12 protein-coding genes, 1 pseudogene and 2 riboswitches are annotated in these 18,835 nt (G+C 43.4%); of the genes and pseudogenes, 6 read left to right on the top strand and 7 right to left on the bottom strand.

What is annotated here, in order from left to right; genetic code table 11:
• Window positions 1-45: 45 nt before the first annotated feature.
• Window positions 46-1,278, bottom strand: coding sequence for a sugar ABC transporter substrate-binding protein (locus HLI_RS15790; protein ID WP_241655868.1), 1,233 nt, complete (start codon window positions 1,276-1,278; stop codon window positions 46-48).
• A 215-nt stretch (window positions 1,279-1,493) separates the two neighbouring features.
• Between HLI_RS15790 and bglX the strand changes: the two genes are divergently transcribed.
• The 3 genes from bglX to HLI_RS15775 all read left to right on the top strand — a co-directional run bounded on the left by bglX (window position 1,494) and on the right by HLI_RS15775 (window position 5,422).
• Complete coding sequence (bglX, locus tag HLI_RS15785; RefSeq protein WP_128525875.1) at window positions 1,494-3,656, top strand: beta-glucosidase BglX; 2,163 nt, start codon at window positions 1,494-1,496, stop codon at window positions 3,654-3,656.
• A 166-nt stretch (window positions 3,657-3,822) separates the two neighbouring features.
• Complete coding sequence (locus HLI_RS15780; RefSeq protein WP_128525874.1) at window positions 3,823-4,881, top strand: aldose epimerase family protein; 1,059 nt, start codon at window positions 3,823-3,825, stop codon at window positions 4,879-4,881.
• Complete coding sequence (locus HLI_RS15775; protein WP_128525873.1) at window positions 4,868-5,422, top strand: GNAT family N-acetyltransferase; 555 nt, start codon at window positions 4,868-4,870, stop codon at window positions 5,420-5,422. The genes HLI_RS15780 and HLI_RS15775 overlap by 14 nt, the downstream gene beginning before the upstream one ends.
• 283 nt (window positions 5,423-5,705) lie before the next feature.
• Here HLI_RS15775 and HLI_RS15770 read toward each other — a convergent pair whose 3' ends face one another.
• Entirely contained in the window at window positions 5,706-6,311 is a 606-nt protein-coding gene (locus HLI_RS15770; protein ID WP_128525872.1) for a YdhK family protein, read from the bottom strand.
• 270 nt (window positions 6,312-6,581) lie between these two features.
• Here HLI_RS15770 and HLI_RS15765 point away from each other — a divergent pair, with 270 nt between their 5' ends.
• Together HLI_RS15765 and HLI_RS15760 are read left to right on the top strand one after the other, a co-directional pair.
• Window positions 6,582-7,100 carry a hypothetical protein gene (locus tag HLI_RS15765; RefSeq protein ID WP_128525871.1) on the top strand — a complete coding sequence of 173 codons (519 nt, stop codon included), beginning with the start codon at window positions 6,582-6,584 and terminating at the stop codon, window positions 7,098-7,100.
• 127 nt (window positions 7,101-7,227) lie between these two features.
• Window positions 7,228-7,794 carry a hypothetical protein gene (locus tag HLI_RS15760; protein ID WP_128525870.1) on the top strand — a complete coding sequence of 189 codons (567 nt, stop codon included), beginning with the start codon at window positions 7,228-7,230 and terminating at the stop codon, window positions 7,792-7,794.
• Window positions 7,795-7,844: 50 nt separating this feature from the next.
• On the opposite strand, the gene HLI_RS15755 is transcribed toward HLI_RS15760, so the two are convergent.
• Window positions 7,845-9,926 (bottom strand): heavy metal translocating P-type ATPase, encoded by a 2,082-nt coding sequence (locus HLI_RS15755; protein ID WP_128525869.1) that lies wholly within the window; start codon window positions 9,924-9,926, stop codon window positions 7,845-7,847.
• A gap of 311 nt (window positions 9,927-10,237) precedes the next feature.
• Window positions 10,238-10,696: a DinB family protein gene (locus HLI_RS15750; RefSeq protein ID WP_128525868.1), complete on the bottom strand. Its 459-nt coding sequence runs from the start codon at window positions 10,694-10,696 to the stop codon at window positions 10,238-10,240.
• Between the two features lie 320 nt (window positions 10,697-11,016).
• Window positions 11,017-11,130, top strand: a riboswitch (SAM riboswitch).
• Between the two features lie 56 nt (window positions 11,131-11,186).
• Window positions 11,187-11,394, top strand: a riboswitch (cobalamin riboswitch).
• Between the two features lie 127 nt (window positions 11,395-11,521).
• On the opposite strand from HLI_RS15750, the pseudogene metE reads away from it, so the two are divergent.
• Window positions 11,522-13,824, top strand: a pseudogene (gene metE / locus HLI_RS15745) (5-methyltetrahydropteroyltriglutamate--homocysteine S-methyltransferase).
• A gap of 165 nt (window positions 13,825-13,989) precedes the next feature.
• Here metE and HLI_RS15740 read toward each other — a convergent pair.
• The 3 genes from HLI_RS15740 to xylA all read right to left on the bottom strand — a co-directional run bounded on the left by HLI_RS15740 (window position 13,990) and on the right by xylA (window position 18,665).
• Entirely contained in the window at window positions 13,990-14,973 is a 984-nt protein-coding gene (locus HLI_RS15740; RefSeq protein ID WP_128525867.1) for an aldo/keto reductase, read from the bottom strand.
• Window positions 14,974-15,836: 863 nt separating this feature from the next.
• A complete protein-coding gene (gene xylB, locus HLI_RS15735) occupies window positions 15,837-17,333 on the bottom strand; it encodes a xylulokinase (RefSeq protein ID WP_128525866.1) in 1,497 nt (498 codons plus the stop codon).
• Between the two features lie 3 nt (window positions 17,334-17,336).
• On the bottom strand, window positions 17,337-18,665 hold the full coding sequence (xylA, locus tag HLI_RS15730) for a xylose isomerase (protein WP_128525865.1): 1,329 nt from the start codon (window positions 18,663-18,665) through the stop codon (window positions 17,337-17,339).
• Window positions 18,666-18,835 lie beyond the last annotated feature (170 nt).

Genomic DNA, 18,835 nt, shown 5'->3' with positions numbered 1-18,835 from the left:
AAAGGTGATGGAATGAAGCTTCATTCCATCACCTTTAGTTGTTTATTATTCCTCGATCAGGCTTTGTGCTTCTTGATTGAATTTTTCAAGTTCAGTGTCTACATCTGCGCCACCTTCTGTGATCCGCTCAATCGATCCCAGCAATTCCTGGGCAATTCGCTCAAATTGCTCTGTCTGCAAGCCAGGCTTTGTATTTTCCAACTGTTTGCCGAATGTAGCGTACATCGGGTCTTCCTGCATACGGGAATCTTCCCAAGCTTCTGTCCGTGATGGCAGTGTATTGGATTCTTCCAACCAGTCCATCTGTGTATCCACTTCGGTCATGAAGGAAATGTATTTCAATGCCCCTTCAACATTATCCGCACTTTCAAAAACAGATAGGTTGGAACCACCCATGCTCGACGTGTTTGTTTCTTTGGAAGGCATGACTGCTGTCGCCCACTTCCCTTCCAGATCAGGAGCCTGGTCATTGATAATGTTGATCATCCACGGTCCACTGAAGAACATCGGTTTCGATCCTTCTTTAAACGCTTCAACGATGTCTTTCCCTTGCTGGGTTTGACTGATGCCTTCATCAAAATAGCTCGTATAATACTTGATCGCTTCCTTGAATTCAGGAGTATCAAAATTTAATTCCCCTTCTTCCAGGTCAGCTTCATATCCATTTTGCCATGCGAATATGAAGGGAGTGATTTGGTCATTACGGTCGATATCAAGCCCATAAGAACCTTCCCCACGGTCAGCTAGCTTTGAAGCGGCATCTTTAAGTTCATCCCACGTTTTCGGAGCTTCCTCGTATCCCGCCTCTTTTAACAGATCTTTCCGGTAATAAAGGACACGTGTATCTACATACCATGGAATTCCTACCACTTCATCCCCATGTTCCATCGTGGACACTGATCCATCAAAGTAATTTTCTTTCGCAAAGTTCGGATGATCTTCCATGTATTCAGATAAATCCAGCAAAGCACCCGCTTCAGCGAACTCCGGCACCCATGTCGTACCTAGTTGAACCACATCCGGGCCATCCCCGGAGGCTACTGCCGTAAGCAATTTATCATGAGCAGTATCCCACGGAATAGCTTGTACATCGACGGTCAAATCAGAATGTTCTTCTTCGAACTTTTTACTGAAGTCTTGAAGCATTTTTCCTTCTTCACCCATCGCCCACACGGTAACTGTCCCGTCATCCCCTTCTGAAGATGAATTGCCGGAGCAGCCAGCTAACATTAACGATAGAACCATTACAGCTGATAAAACGACTAATTTACTTTTCACTGAATAAGCACCCCTTTGATCGATTTTTAATTGAAACGTTTCGATAACTGCATTATAATTTAATTTGTATCCGCTTTCAACTGCTTATCACATTTTTCTGAAAAATAATTATTAATACTATTATATAGGTTGACTAACACCTTAGTCTCAGCTTATACTGCATCTATCTTTTGAAGTGAAACGTTTCACTTAATTTTGTTTGAGGGGGATTTTAAATGAACGAGAATCAATTAACGGAATTGCTCGAACAGATGACATTGACAGAAAAAGTAGGACAGCTCATCCAATTAGCGACTCCTTTCTTTAAAGGTGCTTCTGACCGTGGTGAAATTACTGGCCCAATGGAAAATATGAACATCAGTGAAGACGATATCAAGCAAACAGGATCGGTATTGGGGGCTTCCGGCGCTCATGAAACGATCAATATTCAAAAGGTCCATATGGAAGAGAACCGACTAGGCATCCCATTGTTGTTCATGTCAGATATCATCCATGGTTTCAGAACCATTTTCCCTGTTCCGCTGGCAATCGGATGTTCTTGGGACCTGGAGCTTGCAGAAAAGAGTGCCGCTATAGCTGCAAAAGAAGCTGCTGTCTCAGGGGTTCATGTAACTTTTGCCCCGATGGTGGATTTATCTAGAGAACCACGCTGGGGACGGGTGATGGAAGCAACAGGTGAGGATACCTTTTTGAACAGCGAGTTCGCCCGCTCCTTTGTCCGTGGTTTTCAAGGGGATTTAGTAAATGACAACCACAAAGTCGCTTCCTGTGTGAAACACTTTGCTGCCTATGGGGCACCAGAAGGCGGACGTGATTACAATACGGTGGATATGTCTGAATGGATGTTACGCGAAAACTATCTCCCTGCCTATAAAGCCGCTTTGGATGAAGGCGCAGAAATGGTGATGACTGCATTCAACATTTTGAATGGAATGCCTTCGACAGGAAATGAACCGTTGATGAGAGGGATTCTACGAGAAGAATGGGGTTTTGATGGAGTATTGATCTCTGACTGGGGTGCTGTGAAAGAATTGATTCCGCACGGAGTAGCAGAAGATCAAAAGCAAGCAGCAGAAAAAGCGATGAAAGCAGGCGTAGACATCGAAATGATGACGTCTTGTTATGTGAATCATGTCAAAGAGCTGATTGCAGAAGAGAAGCTGGAAGAAACCATTGTAGATGAAGCCGTCTTACGCATCCTGCAATTAAAAAATAAACTTGGACTTTTTGAACATCCTTACAGGGGTGCCAGTGAGGAAGATGAAAACATCCATATTCTATCCCCTGAACATAGAGAAGCCTCCAGGGAGCTTGCAGCAAAATCCATGGTCCTCTTGAAAAATGAGGACACGTTACCGTTGAATCAAGCAGGGAAAGTTGCGCTGGTCGGTCCGTTCGCAGAAAGCACGGATATCCTCGGCCCCTGGTCCTGGGGAGGTTCCGCTGAAGATACAATAACGGTCGCTGCAGGATTCGCTAACTACCTGGATAATGATCAGCTTCTTGTCTCACAAGGGTGTGATATACAGAACGGTTCTAATGAACAATTCGAGGATGCAATAAATAAAGCTGAACAGGCAGAAGTTATCGTCGTCGCGATTGGAGAACACTCGGACATGAGTGGTGAGGCAGGCTGCCGTGCGGATATCAGGGTTCCCGAGGTACAATTGGAACTTTTGAAGAAAATGAAAGCACTTGGAAAACCAGTAGTCGCCGTCCTTTTCAACGGCCGTCCCTTGGATTTACGTGAGGTCATCGAACATGCAGATGCTGTCGTCGAAGCATGGTACCCAGGGACCGAAGGCGGAACAGCTTTGGCAGACCTCCTTTACGGAGAAGTCAATCCATCTGCTAAACTGACGATGTCGATGCCTTATTCTGTCGGACAGGTCCCGATCTATTACAATCGTTACAACACAGGTCGTCCAAAAGACGCCCCGGATGCGCAGGAACGCTACGTTTCTCAATATTTGGATATTCCGAATGAGCCCCTCTACCCTTTCGGATACGGGCTCAGCTACAGCCGATTTGAGTATGGCAATATGACTCTGTCAGCTGAACAAATGACGAAGGAAGAATCCTTGACGGTTACCGTGATTGTCACAAACACGAGTGATGTCGCTGGTGAAGAAACCGTGCAAATGTATGTGAGAGATTTAGTCGGGGATGTGGTCCGTCCACTCAAAGAACTTAAAGGCTTCAAGAAAGTCTACCTACAGCCTGGTGAATCAGCGGAAGTCGAATTCCAGCTCGGGGAAGATCAACTGAGGTATTATCATGCAGATCTTGAACACAAAAGTGATGCAGGTGAATTCGAAGTGTTCGTAGGAACAGATAGCCGTGATGTACGATCGAAGAAATTCTGCTTGAATTCTTGATTTCATATAAAAAATCTAAACAGAGGAATGGTTCCCCTACAGCTGAATCATTCGCCCATTACTGTGGCTGATTTATTAGAGGCTCGCCTGAAAAAAGGGGGAGCCTCTTTTTCAAAGATAACTTCAGAAAATGATATAATAGAGGAAAAATCATTGGAGGATACGTATGAAAATCATTGAGGAAGAACTGGCTATTGGGTGGAAACAGTTCACCATTTCTAATGATCATGGGATGACAGCAAAAGCGCTGAATTACGGAGGGATCATTAAAGAAATCAACGTTCCTGATAAACATGGTCAGGTGGAAAATGTCGTCCTCCGGTACCAAAACGATGAAGACTATCTCAAGGACCCGAATTTCTTCGGGGCCGTCATCGGTAGAATCGCAGGACGTATCGATCGCTCTTCATTTTCAATGAATGGAGAAAACTACGAATTAGAGGCAAATGATGGTGAACACCATATTCACGGAGGTTCAGAGGGATTTCACACGAAGGTTTGGGAGACAGAAACTTTTCAGGAAGAAGATCGTGCCGGTCTCACTCTCATACATAAAAGCCCTCATATGGACAGTGGTTATCCAGGGGAGTTGACTGTAAAAGTAACGTACCAATTGAATAACAACAACCAGCTTCTTATCGATTATCAGGCAGAGAGCAGCCACGATACCGTCCTCACTTTGACGAACCACACCTATTTCAACCTGAGTGGAAACCTGGAGCATTCGATCCTCGATCATGAAGTGAAGATCCCCAGCCGACAATTTCTCGAGCTTGACGATCACCTGATTCCTACTGGAACGATCCGCTCTGTTGCAGGCACCCCCTTTGACTTTCGTATCCCAGCCCCATTACGGACCGGAACCCAATCCAGTTACGATCAGAACATGATAGCAAAATCTGGCTATGATCATTACTTCCTTTTCGACCATATAAAGAAAAACACCATAGAAGTAAGAGATGAGGATAGTGGAAGAAAACTGACCATACATACAGACCAGCCCGGGGTAGTCCTGTACACTTCGAACAATCTGACAGATGAATATCAGTTGGCAGGCCGACAATCCAGTAAATATTCCGGAGTTTGCTTTGAGACGCAAAGCTCCCCAGCGTCACTTCATCACGAAGGTCTTCCTTCCGTGAAATTGAAGGCAGGCGACCGCTATACTCAACAAACTTCGTTTATATTCATAACGGAAGGAAGTGCGGATCATGGGATTTCCTGAGTTGGAAACCAAACGATTGAAATTAGTTCAAGTAACAGAGGAACATACTCAAAGCTTTTTTCAAATTATGTCCAATGACGAAGTTACTGAATATTATGGCATGGAGAGCTTGAAAAGTATGGATGAGGCCGCAAAAATAGTAGCCTCTTTTCAAAGCACCTATGAAAGCAAAAGGGGCATCAGATGGGGGATCGTCCTAAAAGAGACAGATGAATTTGTCGGCACAGCAGGACTGAACAACCTGAGCACGTGGAGTAAAAAAGCAGATATCGGTTTTGAATTACATCCTTCCCATTGGCGCAAAGGAATGACAACGGAAGCCGTAAAAGAAGTAATGCGTTATTCATTCGAAGATTTAGAACTTTTCAGGATGGGGGCTGTCACCTACCCTCAAAATGAGCCATCTATACAGCTGTTAAGGCGGTTAGGCTTTATCAAAGAAGGTGTATTAAGAGGATACCTTTATCAAAATAACCAATGTCACGATGCCTTAATCCTTTCCTTATTAAGCACTGATTGGGGAAAACCTGAAAATCCCTAACTGGAAAAACGCTTGGATAGTAACTTCCAAGCGTTTTCGTTTGCCTGTTATACGATCACTAAACAATTTTCAAACACTGTGCCAGCATTCCTTCAAATAAACTCCGCTGATGAACTCAAGAACTTCTTTTTGAGAAAAATCGTGTACCTGCTTAAATTCCTCCCTCTCTAAACGGTTTCATTTCAAACCTGACAACTTGTTATCTACCTGTTTCAAGTTACGTAATCCCGGAAACACACTCGGGCCCACTTCAAGTTGTCCGTAAAAAAGTGCACGTCACCTTTTACTCAGCACTTAGCTCTTCTTCGGTTACCCACTTATGATTTTCTACTTTTTTTCCTCCACCAGTATTTTCAAAGTCAACCATGTAAACCGTTGTTTCTTTGGCAGATTCAATTGTGGCTGTTGATCCATCCATTCCTTCCATATGGGAAGCATTAAGTGTGACTTCATCACCAGATTCAAATGGTCTATTGCCTGCTTCTTCAATTTCTTCATGGATTACCCATTTATGGTCCGTTATTCTTTCAGCCCCATTCGCCGGTTCATAAGACACCACGTAAGCTACGGTATCATAAGCACCTGTAATTGTAGCCTTCGCACCTTCCATCCCGGCCATATGCCCCTCAGTGATGGTGGTCTCGTCACCTACTCTATAGGTTGGGTCATCTGCTTCCTTCAGGCCCTCTGGAACTTCCCCTGAACTGGAATGATTCATATCTGAATGATCCGTTCCCTCACCCTCATCAGAGCCTTCACTATTCATTTCTTCATTCGCACCTTCACTATTTTCATTATTTTGTATTTCCTCGCCTCCCTCACTATTCGAGCATGCAGTAATGCCTACTGCAAACACTAGCAAGATTACACTTAATAAAAATCCTTTCATGGCTATGTACCTCCTTCGAAATAATACCCCTCCCCCGTAATTATATTTACTATCGAGTACACCTGCAATAGGAAACAATCACTAAAAATCTTTCGAATCCATTTCTTCACAGGGAAATTATACACCGAGATGCGCCCTTCTAATTCTTTAAATTCAAGTATATATTAATTGATCGCGCCTGTTTGTTATTTGATATATGTATCATTTCCATTCTCCAGTCATTATTTAAAGTCACAGAAATAAATATAAAGATGGGGAGGGATGTTGGTTATGATTCTAAAAATGATCGACTTAAGTTTAATGGCTGAGCACTTATCCGTTCATAAAGCTGAACTAGATAAATTAGCGACTTTCATCTGCAGCATACAAGACGCGGAAATCAAGCAAGTCGCTACAGAGCAGTACATGATCATGCAGAATCATGTGAAAGTCATGATTGCGCTTATGAATCCAGATCTAAATGAAACCATCGGGGTTAATGACTTACATAAGTGGGAGCCTGTTCAGATAAATTGCCACCAAATCTCCTTAGGTATGAGTCAAGAAAATATATTGACAGCACTCAAATCCACTTCGGAAACAATGGCTGATACAAATTTCAATTCAGGATTAAGGATGAAAGCGGAAAATGTCCGCAACATTCATTTTCATATGGCCCTGCAGCAAACGATGCTCCTTAATCGTTACATTGCTCTAATGGAAAAATTCATTAAAGATACAGCCCCGGAAAGTTCAAAAGAGAAGCAGAAGGAAACTTTTCAGACATTCAAAAACATGTTCAACATGTGAGAAATAGAGTTTATTAGCCATCAAGCATTGCCATTCTATAATCAATAGTTCCAAGCAAATAATAGACAGCTGCCTCGAAACATACAATGATACTAAGATACAAAACTCATTAAGAGGAGCAAAAAGGATGACATCATTTCAACTATTTATTGTCGGGACAATATTTTTTAGTGTTGCCGCTTCACTTGCCCTGGCTAAAAAGTATGGCTCTCTATTTAACCATTCTCAACGGATGGTTATAACTATGTTCATCGGGACAAGCATCGGCTTATGTATAGGGATGTTCTTTGCCTTCATTCTTCCAGGTAACATGTATCTTTCTACAATGTTGGGGCTATCAGCTGGAGCTTTCCTCGGCGGGCTGTGCGGGTGGAACTTGGGCGTAGTTGCTGGCCTGGAAGGTCTTATTTCTGCCTTGATGGGTGGAATGATGGGGGCTATGTTAGGAGAAATGCTCACTTATTCTGAATCTCTATTAATCCTTAACTTTTCTTTATCATTAAGTGTATGTTCGCTTATCTTATACCCTGTTTTTAAAAACCTCAGCAGTCCTGATTCCGTGATTTATTCGTATAAATGGTTATTAAAGCCTTTGGTCGTTTTTCTGATTGTTCTCTGTTTCCTTTTAGCGGGAAGTGTGCTTAATGATGAACCTGTGGATGATATAAACCACCATCAACAACACTCTTCTTAACTAAAAAGACGACACAGCAAATTATCTGTGTCGTCTTATATGACTCATCCTTATTCGGCTTTTAGCAGTTTGGCATTGATCGCGACTACCACGGTACTCAAGCTCATCAATATTGCTCCAATGGCGGGACTTAGCACCACACCTATAGGAGCCAGAACCCCTGCCGCTAATGGGATAGCGAAGATATTGTAACCAGCAGCCCACCATAAGTTCTGCACCATTTTTTTATACGTATTTTTTGATAAATTTACAATTGAAACGATATCTTTAGGATTGCTTTTTACTAAAACAATATCAGCCGTTTCGACGGCAACATCTGTCCCACTCCCGATTGCTATTCCAACATCTGCTGTAGCAAGGGCAGGGGCGTCATTAATTCCATCGCCTGTCATGGCCACTTTTCTTCCCTTCGCTTGTACTTCCTTGACTTTGTCTGCTTTATGATCAGGTAGCACTTCCGCATAGACTTCTTCCATCTCTAATTGATCTGCTACCCAATTGGCGACTTTTTCATTATCACCCGTAAGCATAACGGAATGGATATTCCTGGATTTCAACTCAGCAATCGCTTCTTTTGCGGAGTCACGAACCATGTCAGCAAGAGCCACCATTCCTAACAACTCATCATCAAGGAGGACGAAGACCACCGTTTTTCCCTCTTCTGATAATTCATTGAAGGCTTCAGTATCATAAGCATAATCTTGTTCTTTCATATATCCAGGACTCATAACCTTTACTTCTCTTCCGTCTACTTTTCCTTTCAGCCCTTTTCCGGTAATGGACTCGAAATCTTCCACTCTATCCAGCGAAATTTCGTTGGCTCGTGCTTTTTCAAGGATACCTCGAGCCAGCGGGTGCTCAGAATTCTGCTCCACACTTGCGGCCCAGTAAAGTATTTCTTTTTCTTCCTTCCCTTCTGCCTGAATCACATTCGTGACCCCGAACTCACCCTTTGTCAAAGTACCTGTTTTATCAAAAATCACGGCACCGATGTTACGGGCATTCTCAAACTGGGGTCTGTTTCTGATTAATAGCCCTTGTTTTGCTGAAAGGGAAGTAGAAACAGCGACAACAAGCGGAGCGGCTAATCCTAAGGCGTGCGGACATGTGATGACCATGACCGTTACCATTCGCTCCAGGGCAACATCAAATGCGAAACCTAAGGCCATCCATACAATGAAAGTAGAGATTCCTGCCCCAAGTGCCAGATAAAACAGCCATTTAGCTGCCCGATTAGCAAAGTCCTGGGCCCGTGACTTGGAATTTTGAGCTTCTTCTACCAATGTGATCACTTTGGAAAGGTACGTGTCCTCACCCGTATTTTTAACCTGAATCGTAAGGCTTCCTTCTTTATTGATCGAACCACCGATGACTTCTCCATCTTCCTCTTTTTCTATAGGGATGGATTCACCTGTCAGCATGGACTCATCGACAGCCGATTTACCTTCTGTAATCACCCCATCCACCGGGATCTTTTCTCCAGGTTTCACGAGGACCAGATCCTCTGCATCCAATTCACTGAGAGGAACATCTTCTGTTTCACCATCCTCCTTTAAACGGTGAGCTTCATTAGGCATCAGTTTAACGAGTTCTTGTAAAGCGTTCGATGCTCCCATTACTGATTTCATTTCAATCCAATGACCGAGCAGCATGATATCAATGAGGGTCGCCAGTTCCCAGAAAAAGTTCTTGCCTGACCATCCAAATATGACAAGCGAACTATACCCATAAGCGACGACAATCGCTAAGCCGATGAGGGTCATCATACCAGGATTTTTTTGTTTCAGCTCGTCCACAGATCCTGTCAAAAATGGCCAGCCACCATAGAAAAATACGAAGGTCGCTAAGCCGAATAATAGATATTGATCAAAGGGGAAGGAAAATTCCAGCCCGATAAAATCCTGAATCATCGGCGACAACAGTAATATAGGAATAGTTGCAAATAACGAAATATAAAACCTTTGCTTGAACTCTTCTACCATAGCACCATGATCATGCCCGTCATGGTCGTGATGACCGTGGTCTTCATGATCATGGTTCTTATGGATGTCACGATTTTGCTCACCATTATCCTGGTGATGATTTTCATCTTTCTTCTGATTCGATTGCTGGTTGTGATGATTGTGCGCCATCATTTCCCTCCTATTATATATATCATCAATTATTATACGATTACCGCGTAGGGGTATTATTAAACTATAAATTTGAAAACAGACAAGTATAGACTCGTCTTTCCTATTATTCGGGGAAACTTTCCACGCTATACTCTTATAGCTGATTTTATAAAAATAGAAGAGGATATACCATTCCAGGCACTAGAAATCGATCCATTCAACGAGATCTTTAGTGAGGAATCAAGTTAATATCGTTGATAGAAAAACGCACTTATATATACCATTTCACAGAAAAAAGCTGACTAACACATGTAGTCAGCTTTTCCCTTTTATTCTGCGGTATTTGCCTTCAAGGCTTTAATCATACCCCCATGTACCCCTTCATGGTACAACGTGAAGTTAAGAATCTCTCCGACTGTCGGAAGGGATAAGAAGGCTTCTGCCGCTTCATCATCCAGCTTTCCGGTAAGTGTTTCCTTAAGCCTTGCCGGCTGTTCCTCAAGCTCCTGTTTCAGTTCAGCAAGTGATGGGACGTCCCCCTGCCAATCGGCCGGTTTTGTGCCTGGTGCGAACAGTTCAAGGTAACGGGAAGGCGTTTCGGTCGGTATGCCGCCGAACTTAGCAATCAATGAGTTTTGCACGACGTAAATGTGACCGAGGTTCCAGCGTATCGTGTTGCTGAATCCTCCCGGCTGTTTATCCGCCTGTTCTTCTGTGACACTGTCCATTCCCTTCAACGTCGCTTTTCTTACCATGTTGATCTGTTGGAAAATCTGTTCTTCGTTCATGTAACCATCTCCCTTCTTACCTATTATTCTAGCTTTCAAGTTTATCTTCCTCAACCATCCAGCTCTGACTTGCCTTCGTTATATTTATATCCAATCAGTCAATATCACATTTAGTTCAGCACCAATTAAAGGAGAGTCAGCAATAGTTAAGCGTTTGAAGGCATCTCCACCTTTTCTTTGCTCCACATCGATCTGTTCGTTTCCCGCATATGGCTTTACATTTGAAGTGATTCATCCCTTTTTTCAATTAATTTTGACTATTCAATGATTGACAGCCTCGAAACCCCATGCTAGTATTTCTTTTAATCATAAATCATAATCTCTTATTCAGAGAGGTGGAGGGACTGGCCCTATGAAACCCGGCAGCCGAATCAATATACCTACGTTGATTTAGGTGCTAATTCCAGCGAAGCAAGTGCTTTGAAAAATAAGAGAGGTCGAATGTCTAAACCTCTCAACTTGAGAGGTTTTTGTATTTATGAAGAAAATTTAATATCGTATATCTTCAGGTGCTGCCTAAACCACTTCGATCTTAGGCAGCTTAAAAGGGAAGTCCGGTGTAAGTCCGGCACGGTCCCGCCACTGTATATAGGAGCAAACCTGCTTGCATGCCACTATCTTCTTTATGAATCTCGATGGGAAGGCTCAGGTTTGTGTTGAACATAAGTCAGGAGACCTGCCTGTTGAACGTACACTAAACCTACGAGGAATAGGGAGGTGTTTTGGCGCGCATGCATTTTACGTCCGTATGAGTTTTCTAACGTCATAACCATCTCTCTAATAAATAGAGGGATTTTTTTATTGAAAAAACTAGGAGGCATCGTGATGACAAGTGTAATAACTTCGACAATTGGTTATCCCAGAATTGGTGAAAAACGAGAATGGAAAAAGGTACTCGAACGCTTTTGGCAAGGGGCGATTTCTGAAAATCAATTATTGGATGAAATGAAAAAAATTCGCCTTGATCATTTACAAAAGCAAATGATAAAGGGGTTGACCTTATTCCTGTAGGGGATTTCACTCTCTATGACCACGTGCTTGATACGTCTTTTATGTTTGGTCTGATCCCTGAACGCTTCGGAAACTATAATCAAAGTGACTCCCTTAATATTTATTTTGATATTGCCCGTGGAAATGATGAAGTCGTAGCCTCTGAAATGACAAAATGGTTTAATACAAATTATCACTATATTGTCCCTGAAATTGATGGAAATTCAAATCCTGAATTAATCAATAATTTTCCTCTTCATTATTTTAACGAAGCAAGAGAACACCTTGGCATTATTGGTAAGCCCGTCCTTTTAGGTCCAATGACTTTCATTACACTTGCGAAGGGTGTTGAAAAAAACAAGCGAAACTTCCTTTTGAAGAAACTTGTCCCTCTATACATCCAAGTGCTTCAAGAACTGAAAAACGCCGGGGCCGAATGGGTGCAGTTCGATGAACCGATCCTTTGCACATCTACTACAAAAGAGGATATTCAACTCTTCAATGAAGTCTATGAATTGATCCATAGGCAATTGCCGGATGTAAACATCTTGCTTCAAACATACTTTGAAGCCGTCGATCATTATGAAGAAGTCGTCTCACTCCCTGTGGCTGGTATCGGTCTTGATTTCGTTCACGATAGTGGGAAAAACCTGGATAATTTGAAAACATACGGTTTTCCAAAGGAAAAAACCCTCGCTGCTGGTGTAATAAATGGAAGAAATATTTGGAGAGCAGACCTGGAAAAACAGCTAACACAGCTGGAAACAATATTAAAAAAGGTAGATAACGAACGTCTTATTGTGCAGCCTTCCTGCAGTTTATTACATGTTCCTGTAACCATAGAGACGGAGAAGGAGATTGATCCTGTATTGAAAGACGGTCTCTCATTTGCTGATCAAAAATTGCAGGAAACAGCCCTCTTGACGAAAGCATTAAACGAAGGAAAAGAATCAGTGGAAGAAACATTGACTAAACAAAAGGAAGCCCTTATCCAGTTATGGGGGGACAAGGAACAAAAGGACGCCTCAAAAAACCGAACGAATACATGGAAAGAACAAAAAATCGAAAGAGCCTCTGATTATCGTACTCGTCAGAAGCTTCAGGAGAAATATTTCAACCTCCCATTACTTCCGACAACGACAATCGGCAGTCTCCCTCAAACAAACGGGATTCGGAAAGCGAGAATGAATTGGAGAAAAGGGGTGTGGACAGACTCCTACTATGAAACTTTTATTAAAAACAATATATCTGAGTGGATCAGTCGACAGGAAGAATGGGGCCTGGATGTTTTAGTGCATGGGGAATTTGAGCGGAACGATATGGTTGAATTTTTCGGTGAGAAGCTGGAGGGGTTTGTATTTTCAAGGTTTGGCTGGGTGCAGTCCTATGGATCTCGCTGCGTCAAGCCACCGATAATTTATAAAGAGGTTGTCCACCAGCAACCGATGACGTTGAATGAAATAGCCTATGCGCAATCGTTGACAGATAAACCGATAAAAGGAATGTTAACAGGACCGGTCACAATTGTTAATTGGTCCTTTGTTCGAGAGGATATCAGCAGATTTGAAGTAACAAAGCAAATTGCTTTAGCTTTACAAGAAGAAGTAAAAGCCTTGGAAGATAAGAGTATTCGTATGATTCAAGTCGATGAACCTGCCTTACGCGAAGGGTTACCGCTTAAAGAAGAAAAACAGAACGATTATTTAGAACAAGCTGTATATGCCTTCAAACTCGCAACGTCGTTGGTCAAAGATGAAACCCAAATTCATACACACATGTGTTATTCCGAATTTGGAACGATCATGACTACCATCGATCAATTGGACGCAGATGTCATTTCTATTGAAGCTGCGCGCAGCCATGGAGAAATTGTAGCTGACTTTGAGAAAATATCCTATGAAAAAGGAATTGGTCTGGGAGTTTATGACATCCACAGTCCTAGAGTTCCGCATGTGGAAGAGATGGAAGCAAACATCCTCCGCGCTTTACGAGTCCTTCACCCTCGTCAATTCTGGGTCAATCCTGACTGCGGATTGAAAACCAGAGGAACGGAAGAGACCGAAGCTGCTCTCACAAACATGGTTGAGGCAGCGCGAAAGGCACGCGAGAAAGTAAAACAAAGTGTAAGTGGTTCCTGAAAATTTTCATACTTTTAAACGCTCAGGGGGTAATCCCTGAGCGTTTTGCTTCCTTTGTAAAGAAGGGGGAGCATTCAACCTGATAGATTGAAGCAGCCACCTTCCCCATTAACAATCATCATCCAATCTCCAAATACATGAGTTGAACATCTATAACCTTTGTTATCAATAAACACCTCTGATAAACTCATGCACTTCTTTTTGATAAAAATCACGTAACTGTTCTAGTTCTCCCTCACTAAACGGCTTAACCTCAACAGCCGACAAATTGTCTTCCACCTGTTTTCGGTTACGGAATCCTGGAATCACACTTGTCACTTCTTCCTGCTGCATGACCCATTTCAAAGCCGCCCTGGACATATTCCCCCGCTCTTCTGCGATCCAATCCAACTTGCTGCTCAGCTCCACACCTTTTGGAAACTCTAATCCTGCGAAGGTTTCCCCGACATTGAACGCTTCACCATCACGGTTGAAGTTCCTATGATCATCTTCTTCAAATTTATGTGTTTCTGTATATTTACCTGTCAGTAACCCACTCGCCAAAGGTACGCGTGCTAAGATACCCACGCCCTTTTCCTCTGCTGCAGGGAATAATTGCTCCAAGGGCTTTTGACGGAACAAATTAAAAATAACTTGCAGGGCGTCTACATTCGTATTTTCCAAAACATACATACCCTCTTCGACCGACTCGACACTAACACCGTAGTTTCGGATTTTCCCTTCTTGCTTCAACTTTTCGAGTACTTCAAAAACACGTCCATCTTCCAAAATCTCTAATGGTGGACAATGGATTTGATAGAGGTCGATTTGATCTCTATTCAACCTACGTAAACTATCCTCTAAATAAGAAGAAACCTGTGCCATCGTATACGTTTCCGGATCATGAATATCGCCTTGCCGGCAAAATTTTGTAGCGATATGAACCTGTGATTCTTTTCCTTTCAAAGCTTTCGCTAAAAGCTCTTCACTATGACCCATCCCGTACACATCGGCTGTATCAAAAAAGTTCACCCCGCGTTCGACGGCCAATTCAATTGCTTTTAAGGCTTCTTCATCATTGGTCTTCCCCCAGCTGCCACCAATCGCCCACGTTCCGAAACCCAGTTCACTGATTTTTAAATCTGTCTTACCGAGTGTATTATAATTCATTCCATTCCCTCCCTTTCGTAATAAACACAACAACAAAATCCCCATATCCAGAATACTCAGTTTCGAGGCTTTTGTATTCGGAGAAGGTGGCTGGGAAAACGGATCGCTTTCCGTGGGCATGTGCTGAGCTTCCTCAGGCTTCGCCTTACGGGATCTCACCGATCATGTTCATCCCACAGGAGTCTCACCGTTTTCCCAGCCACCATACGATTGGAAAATGCTCGAAACTACTTTTGATTGTATGGGGATTTTCCGTATAAATATTATCATCCCAGCGCTTAAGTACGGTTTCTCAACCAAGTAAAGGACTGGTTCTGCTTCAGGTGACCACAACGATTCATGTGTGAAAATCATGCTTGAGGACTTCTTCTATAGCAGCGTTTTTGCGTCTGGATTGGCTAGAACTTCTGCGTTTCTACAGGATTCCCCCATCAAAGAGCAGGGGCTCCCATATGTGATTTCGATAACCCTCTATGGCAAGGAGCGGAGGGGAACGGCGAGACTCCTGCGGGGAAAGAGGGCAGGGTGAGACCCCGGAAGGCACCAGCAAGGCTACTGAAGAACTGCATTTTTTAGAGTTATGCATCAAATTAAAGAACCGAGTAGGAAGATTTTATCGCGAACTCGGCTTTTTTCAATGGACAAGAAAAGTGAGTGATCTTCTTTTTTAAATCGAAGAAAATCACTCTTTTTAGATGGTCCGGAGTTGATTCCACGATGAGCGTTCGGTGGTGACGCCTGCGGGAACAGCACGAGCCGAAGATCCACTTAGTCAAGTGATCTTCTTGACCAAGTTAGCTGAGGCCGTGTCCGCGGCAAGCATCCACCGACAAGCGATTCGTGAGAAGCAACAAACTTCCCCATTAACGATAAGCAACAAGACGTTCATTCAGATCTTTCGTCTGTTCATAAACATCCTGATAGATGCCGAACAACACCTCATACTTCTCCACTCTTTCTTGACCAGGCACATAAGTCTTATCCACCGTCAAAAATTCATCTGCACAGCTTTCAAGAGATTGGAACCAGCCACAACCGTAAGCGGCAAGCATGGCCGCTCCCATTCCCGGCCCCTGTTCACTGGAAAGTTTGACGACTTCAGCGTTGAAGATATCTGCCTGCATCTGCAGCCAGTAATCATTCTTAGTCCCGCCGCCAGTCGAAACGATGGTATCAATTTTTTTGCCATGAGCACGGAAGATTTCGAGTGATTCTTTCAGGGAAAAAGTGATCCCTTCCATGACGGCATGTGTGAAATCGTTCCTTGTATGGGAGTGATTCATACCGATGAAGCTGCCTCTTATATTGGCATCTGCATGCGGCGTCCGCTCTCCTGATATATAAGGTGTGAACAATAATCCATTAGAGCCGACAGGGATTTCTTCAACCCCCTGGACAAATTGTTCAAAAGGTACTTCAGGTGCATGGACATTCTTGTACCAGCTGAGGCTGTCACCGGCAGCAAGCGTGACTCCCATTGTATAATAAGCCCCCGGGGCACCATGATTGAAATAATGGACCTTGCCGGCAAAATCCTTATCCCGACTGGACTCATAAGAAAGGATGACACCAGAAGTTCCGATACTGCACAATGTTTTTCCGTCCGTCAAAATACCTGAGCCGATCGCTCCGCACGCATTATCTGCACCGCCTGCAAAGACTTTTGTATTCATCGTCAGGCCTGTGCGACCTGCGCTAACGGAATCGAGATGCCCCGTTTGTTCATGAGAACCGACAAGTGGTGGGCAAAGGGCAGGATCGACGCCAACCGTCTCACAGATTTCCTCACTCCACTGATTCGAAACCAGATCAAGCAATAGCGTACCCGCTGCGTCCGAATAATCCATCGCTAATTCACCCGTCAGCCGGTACCGCAAGTAATCTTTAGGCAATACAAAAGTAGCCGCTTTTTCATAAAGCTCCGGTTCATTTTCTTTCACCCACAAAATCTTCGGTAGAGTAAAACCCTCTAACGCCGGATTCTTCGTAATCGCAAGCAGTTGTTCTTCTCCTACCAGCCGGTTGATGTCATGACACTGCTTTGTCGTCCGGGTATCATTCCAAAGAATTGCATTCCTCAAAGGATTTCTTTCATCATCCAATAAAACAAGGCCGTGCATTTGTCCTGAAAAACTGATCCCCTCGATTTCTTCTGGTGGACAGGGTGCTTGCTGGACGAGCTCTTCCAGCCCAGCTAACGTCTGCTCCACCCAAACGTCAGGATCTTGTTCACTGTACCCGCTTTTTTCTTGAATAAGAGGATACGGTTTAGAAACTTCTGCAGCAATGCCGCCTGTTCGGTCGACAAGCAATAGCTTTACAGCACTTGTTCCTAAATCAACACCAATCACATGGTTCATCGATCATTTCTCCTCTGCGTACATTGTCAGTAAGTATTGATTGATTTTCGCTTTGATTTTCTCTAAGCCTCCAGATTGGTTCTGAATGCCATCAAGCCCTAATGCATGCTGTTCAAGTTTGTGGAAATCCGTTTTCCCTTCCACGATGTCCTTGCCGATTCCTTCACCGAAACTGCTGTAACGTTCATTCAGGTGGTTATCAAGAACACCGTCATCCACCAATTTCTGAGCTACTTTCAACCCGACAGCAAAACTGTCCATCCCAGCGATATGTGCATGGAATAAATCCTCAGGTGCGAAGGAGCCTCGACGCACTTTCGCATCGAAATTCAACCCTCCAGAACCGAGTCCGCCGTTTTTGATAATTTCATACATTGCCAGTGTCGTAGAGTAAAGATCTGAAGGAAACTCATCCGTGTCCCAGCCCAGCAACGGGTGGCCCTGATTCGCATCGACAGAACCTAACATATCATTGATTCGTGCATAATGAAGTTCATGTTCGAATGTATGTCCAGCCAGCGTTGCGTGGTTTGCTTCAATATTGAACTTGAAGTGATCAGCAAGATCATATTTTTGCAGGAAAGCGAAGCCGGAAGCGACGTCAAAATCATATTGGTGGGTCGTCGGCTCTTTCGGTTTCGGTTCAATGAGGAATTGAGCATCAAACCCGATCTCTTTCGCATAATCCACACCCATATGGAAAAAGCGGCCCAGGTTGTCCAGTTCCAGTTTCATATCTGTATTCAAAAGGGTTTCGTAACCCTCACGACCGCCCCAGAACACATAGTTTTCAGACCCTAATTCTTTACCGATTTCCAGACCTTTTTTCACTTTGGCTGCCGCATAGGCAAAAACATCTGCATTGTTGGATGAAGCTGCGCCATGGACGAAACGAGGGTGGGTGAAGTTATTGACCGTATTCCAAAGCAGTTTCGTGCCGCTGTCTTTCATGTGATCTTTGATCATGGCAACAATCGTATCAAGGTTCTGATTAGACTCCCTTAAATTACTTCCCTCTGGTGCAATATCGACATCGTGGAAACAGAAATAAGGGACGTTCAGTTTCTCAAAAAATTCGAAGGCCGCCTCTACCCTCGCTTTAGCTAAGTCCATCCCATCATAACGATCCCATGAACGGATCGCGGTACCTGTACCGAATGGATCGGACAAATCTTCTGTGAATGTGTGCCAGTATGCGACACCGAAACGAAGGTACTCCTCCATCGTTCGTCCGCCTACGTTTTCTTCTGGGTTATAAAACTTGAATGCATAGGGATTGTTGGATTGAGGACCTTCGTATTTAATGTTATCGATGTTATCAAAATAAGCCATTTAATATACCTCCTGATATTTGCAATTAAGTTCGGTTGATAAATGGGAGTCACAGTCTGAGAAAACGCTTTCTTTAATAAGCGACCTCCTTCTCAAAAGTAATGAATTTTCATTGTTTTTTGAATGTTTAACCAAAGACTACCAAACTAATCTTTGTTTGTCCAATGGAT

This window comes from Halobacillus litoralis (assembly GCF_004101865.1).
Lineage (GTDB): Bacteria > Bacillota > Bacilli > Bacillales > Halobacillaceae > Halobacillus > Halobacillus litoralis_A.
The sequence above is the reverse complement of the archived record's forward strand: the minus strand, read 5'-3'. Positions and strand labels throughout refer to the sequence as shown.

Coding starts and splice junctions, on each gene's coding strand:
- bglX (WP_128525875.1), top strand. CDS start 1,494: ATGAACGAGAATCAATTAACGGAATTGCTCGAACAGATGACATTGACA.
- HLI_RS15780 (WP_128525874.1), top strand. CDS start 3,823: ATGAAAATCATTGAGGAAGAACTGGCTATTGGGTGGAAACAGTTCACC.
- HLI_RS15775 (WP_128525873.1), top strand. CDS start 4,868: ATGGGATTTCCTGAGTTGGAAACCAAACGATTGAAATTAGTTCAAGTA.
- HLI_RS15770 (WP_128525872.1), bottom strand. CDS start 6,311: ATGAAAGGATTTTTATTAAGTGTAATCTTGCTAGTGTTTGCAGTAGGC.
- HLI_RS15765 (WP_128525871.1), top strand. CDS start 6,582: ATGATTCTAAAAATGATCGACTTAAGTTTAATGGCTGAGCACTTATCC.
- HLI_RS15760 (WP_128525870.1), top strand. CDS start 7,228: ATGACATCATTTCAACTATTTATTGTCGGGACAATATTTTTTAGTGTT.
- HLI_RS15755 (WP_128525869.1), bottom strand. CDS start 9,926: ATGGCGCACAATCATCACAACCAGCAATCGAATCAGAAGAAAGATGAA.
- HLI_RS15750 (WP_128525868.1), bottom strand. CDS start 10,696: ATGAACGAAGAACAGATTTTCCAACAGATCAACATGGTAAGAAAAGCG.
- HLI_RS15740 (WP_128525867.1), bottom strand. CDS start 14,973: ATGAATTATAATACACTCGGTAAGACAGATTTAAAAATCAGTGAACTG.
- xylB (WP_128525866.1), bottom strand. CDS start 17,333: ATGAACCATGTGATTGGTGTTGATTTAGGAACAAGTGCTGTAAAGCTA.
- xylA (WP_128525865.1), bottom strand. CDS start 18,665: ATGGCTTATTTTGATAACATCGATAACATTAAATACGAAGGTCCTCAA.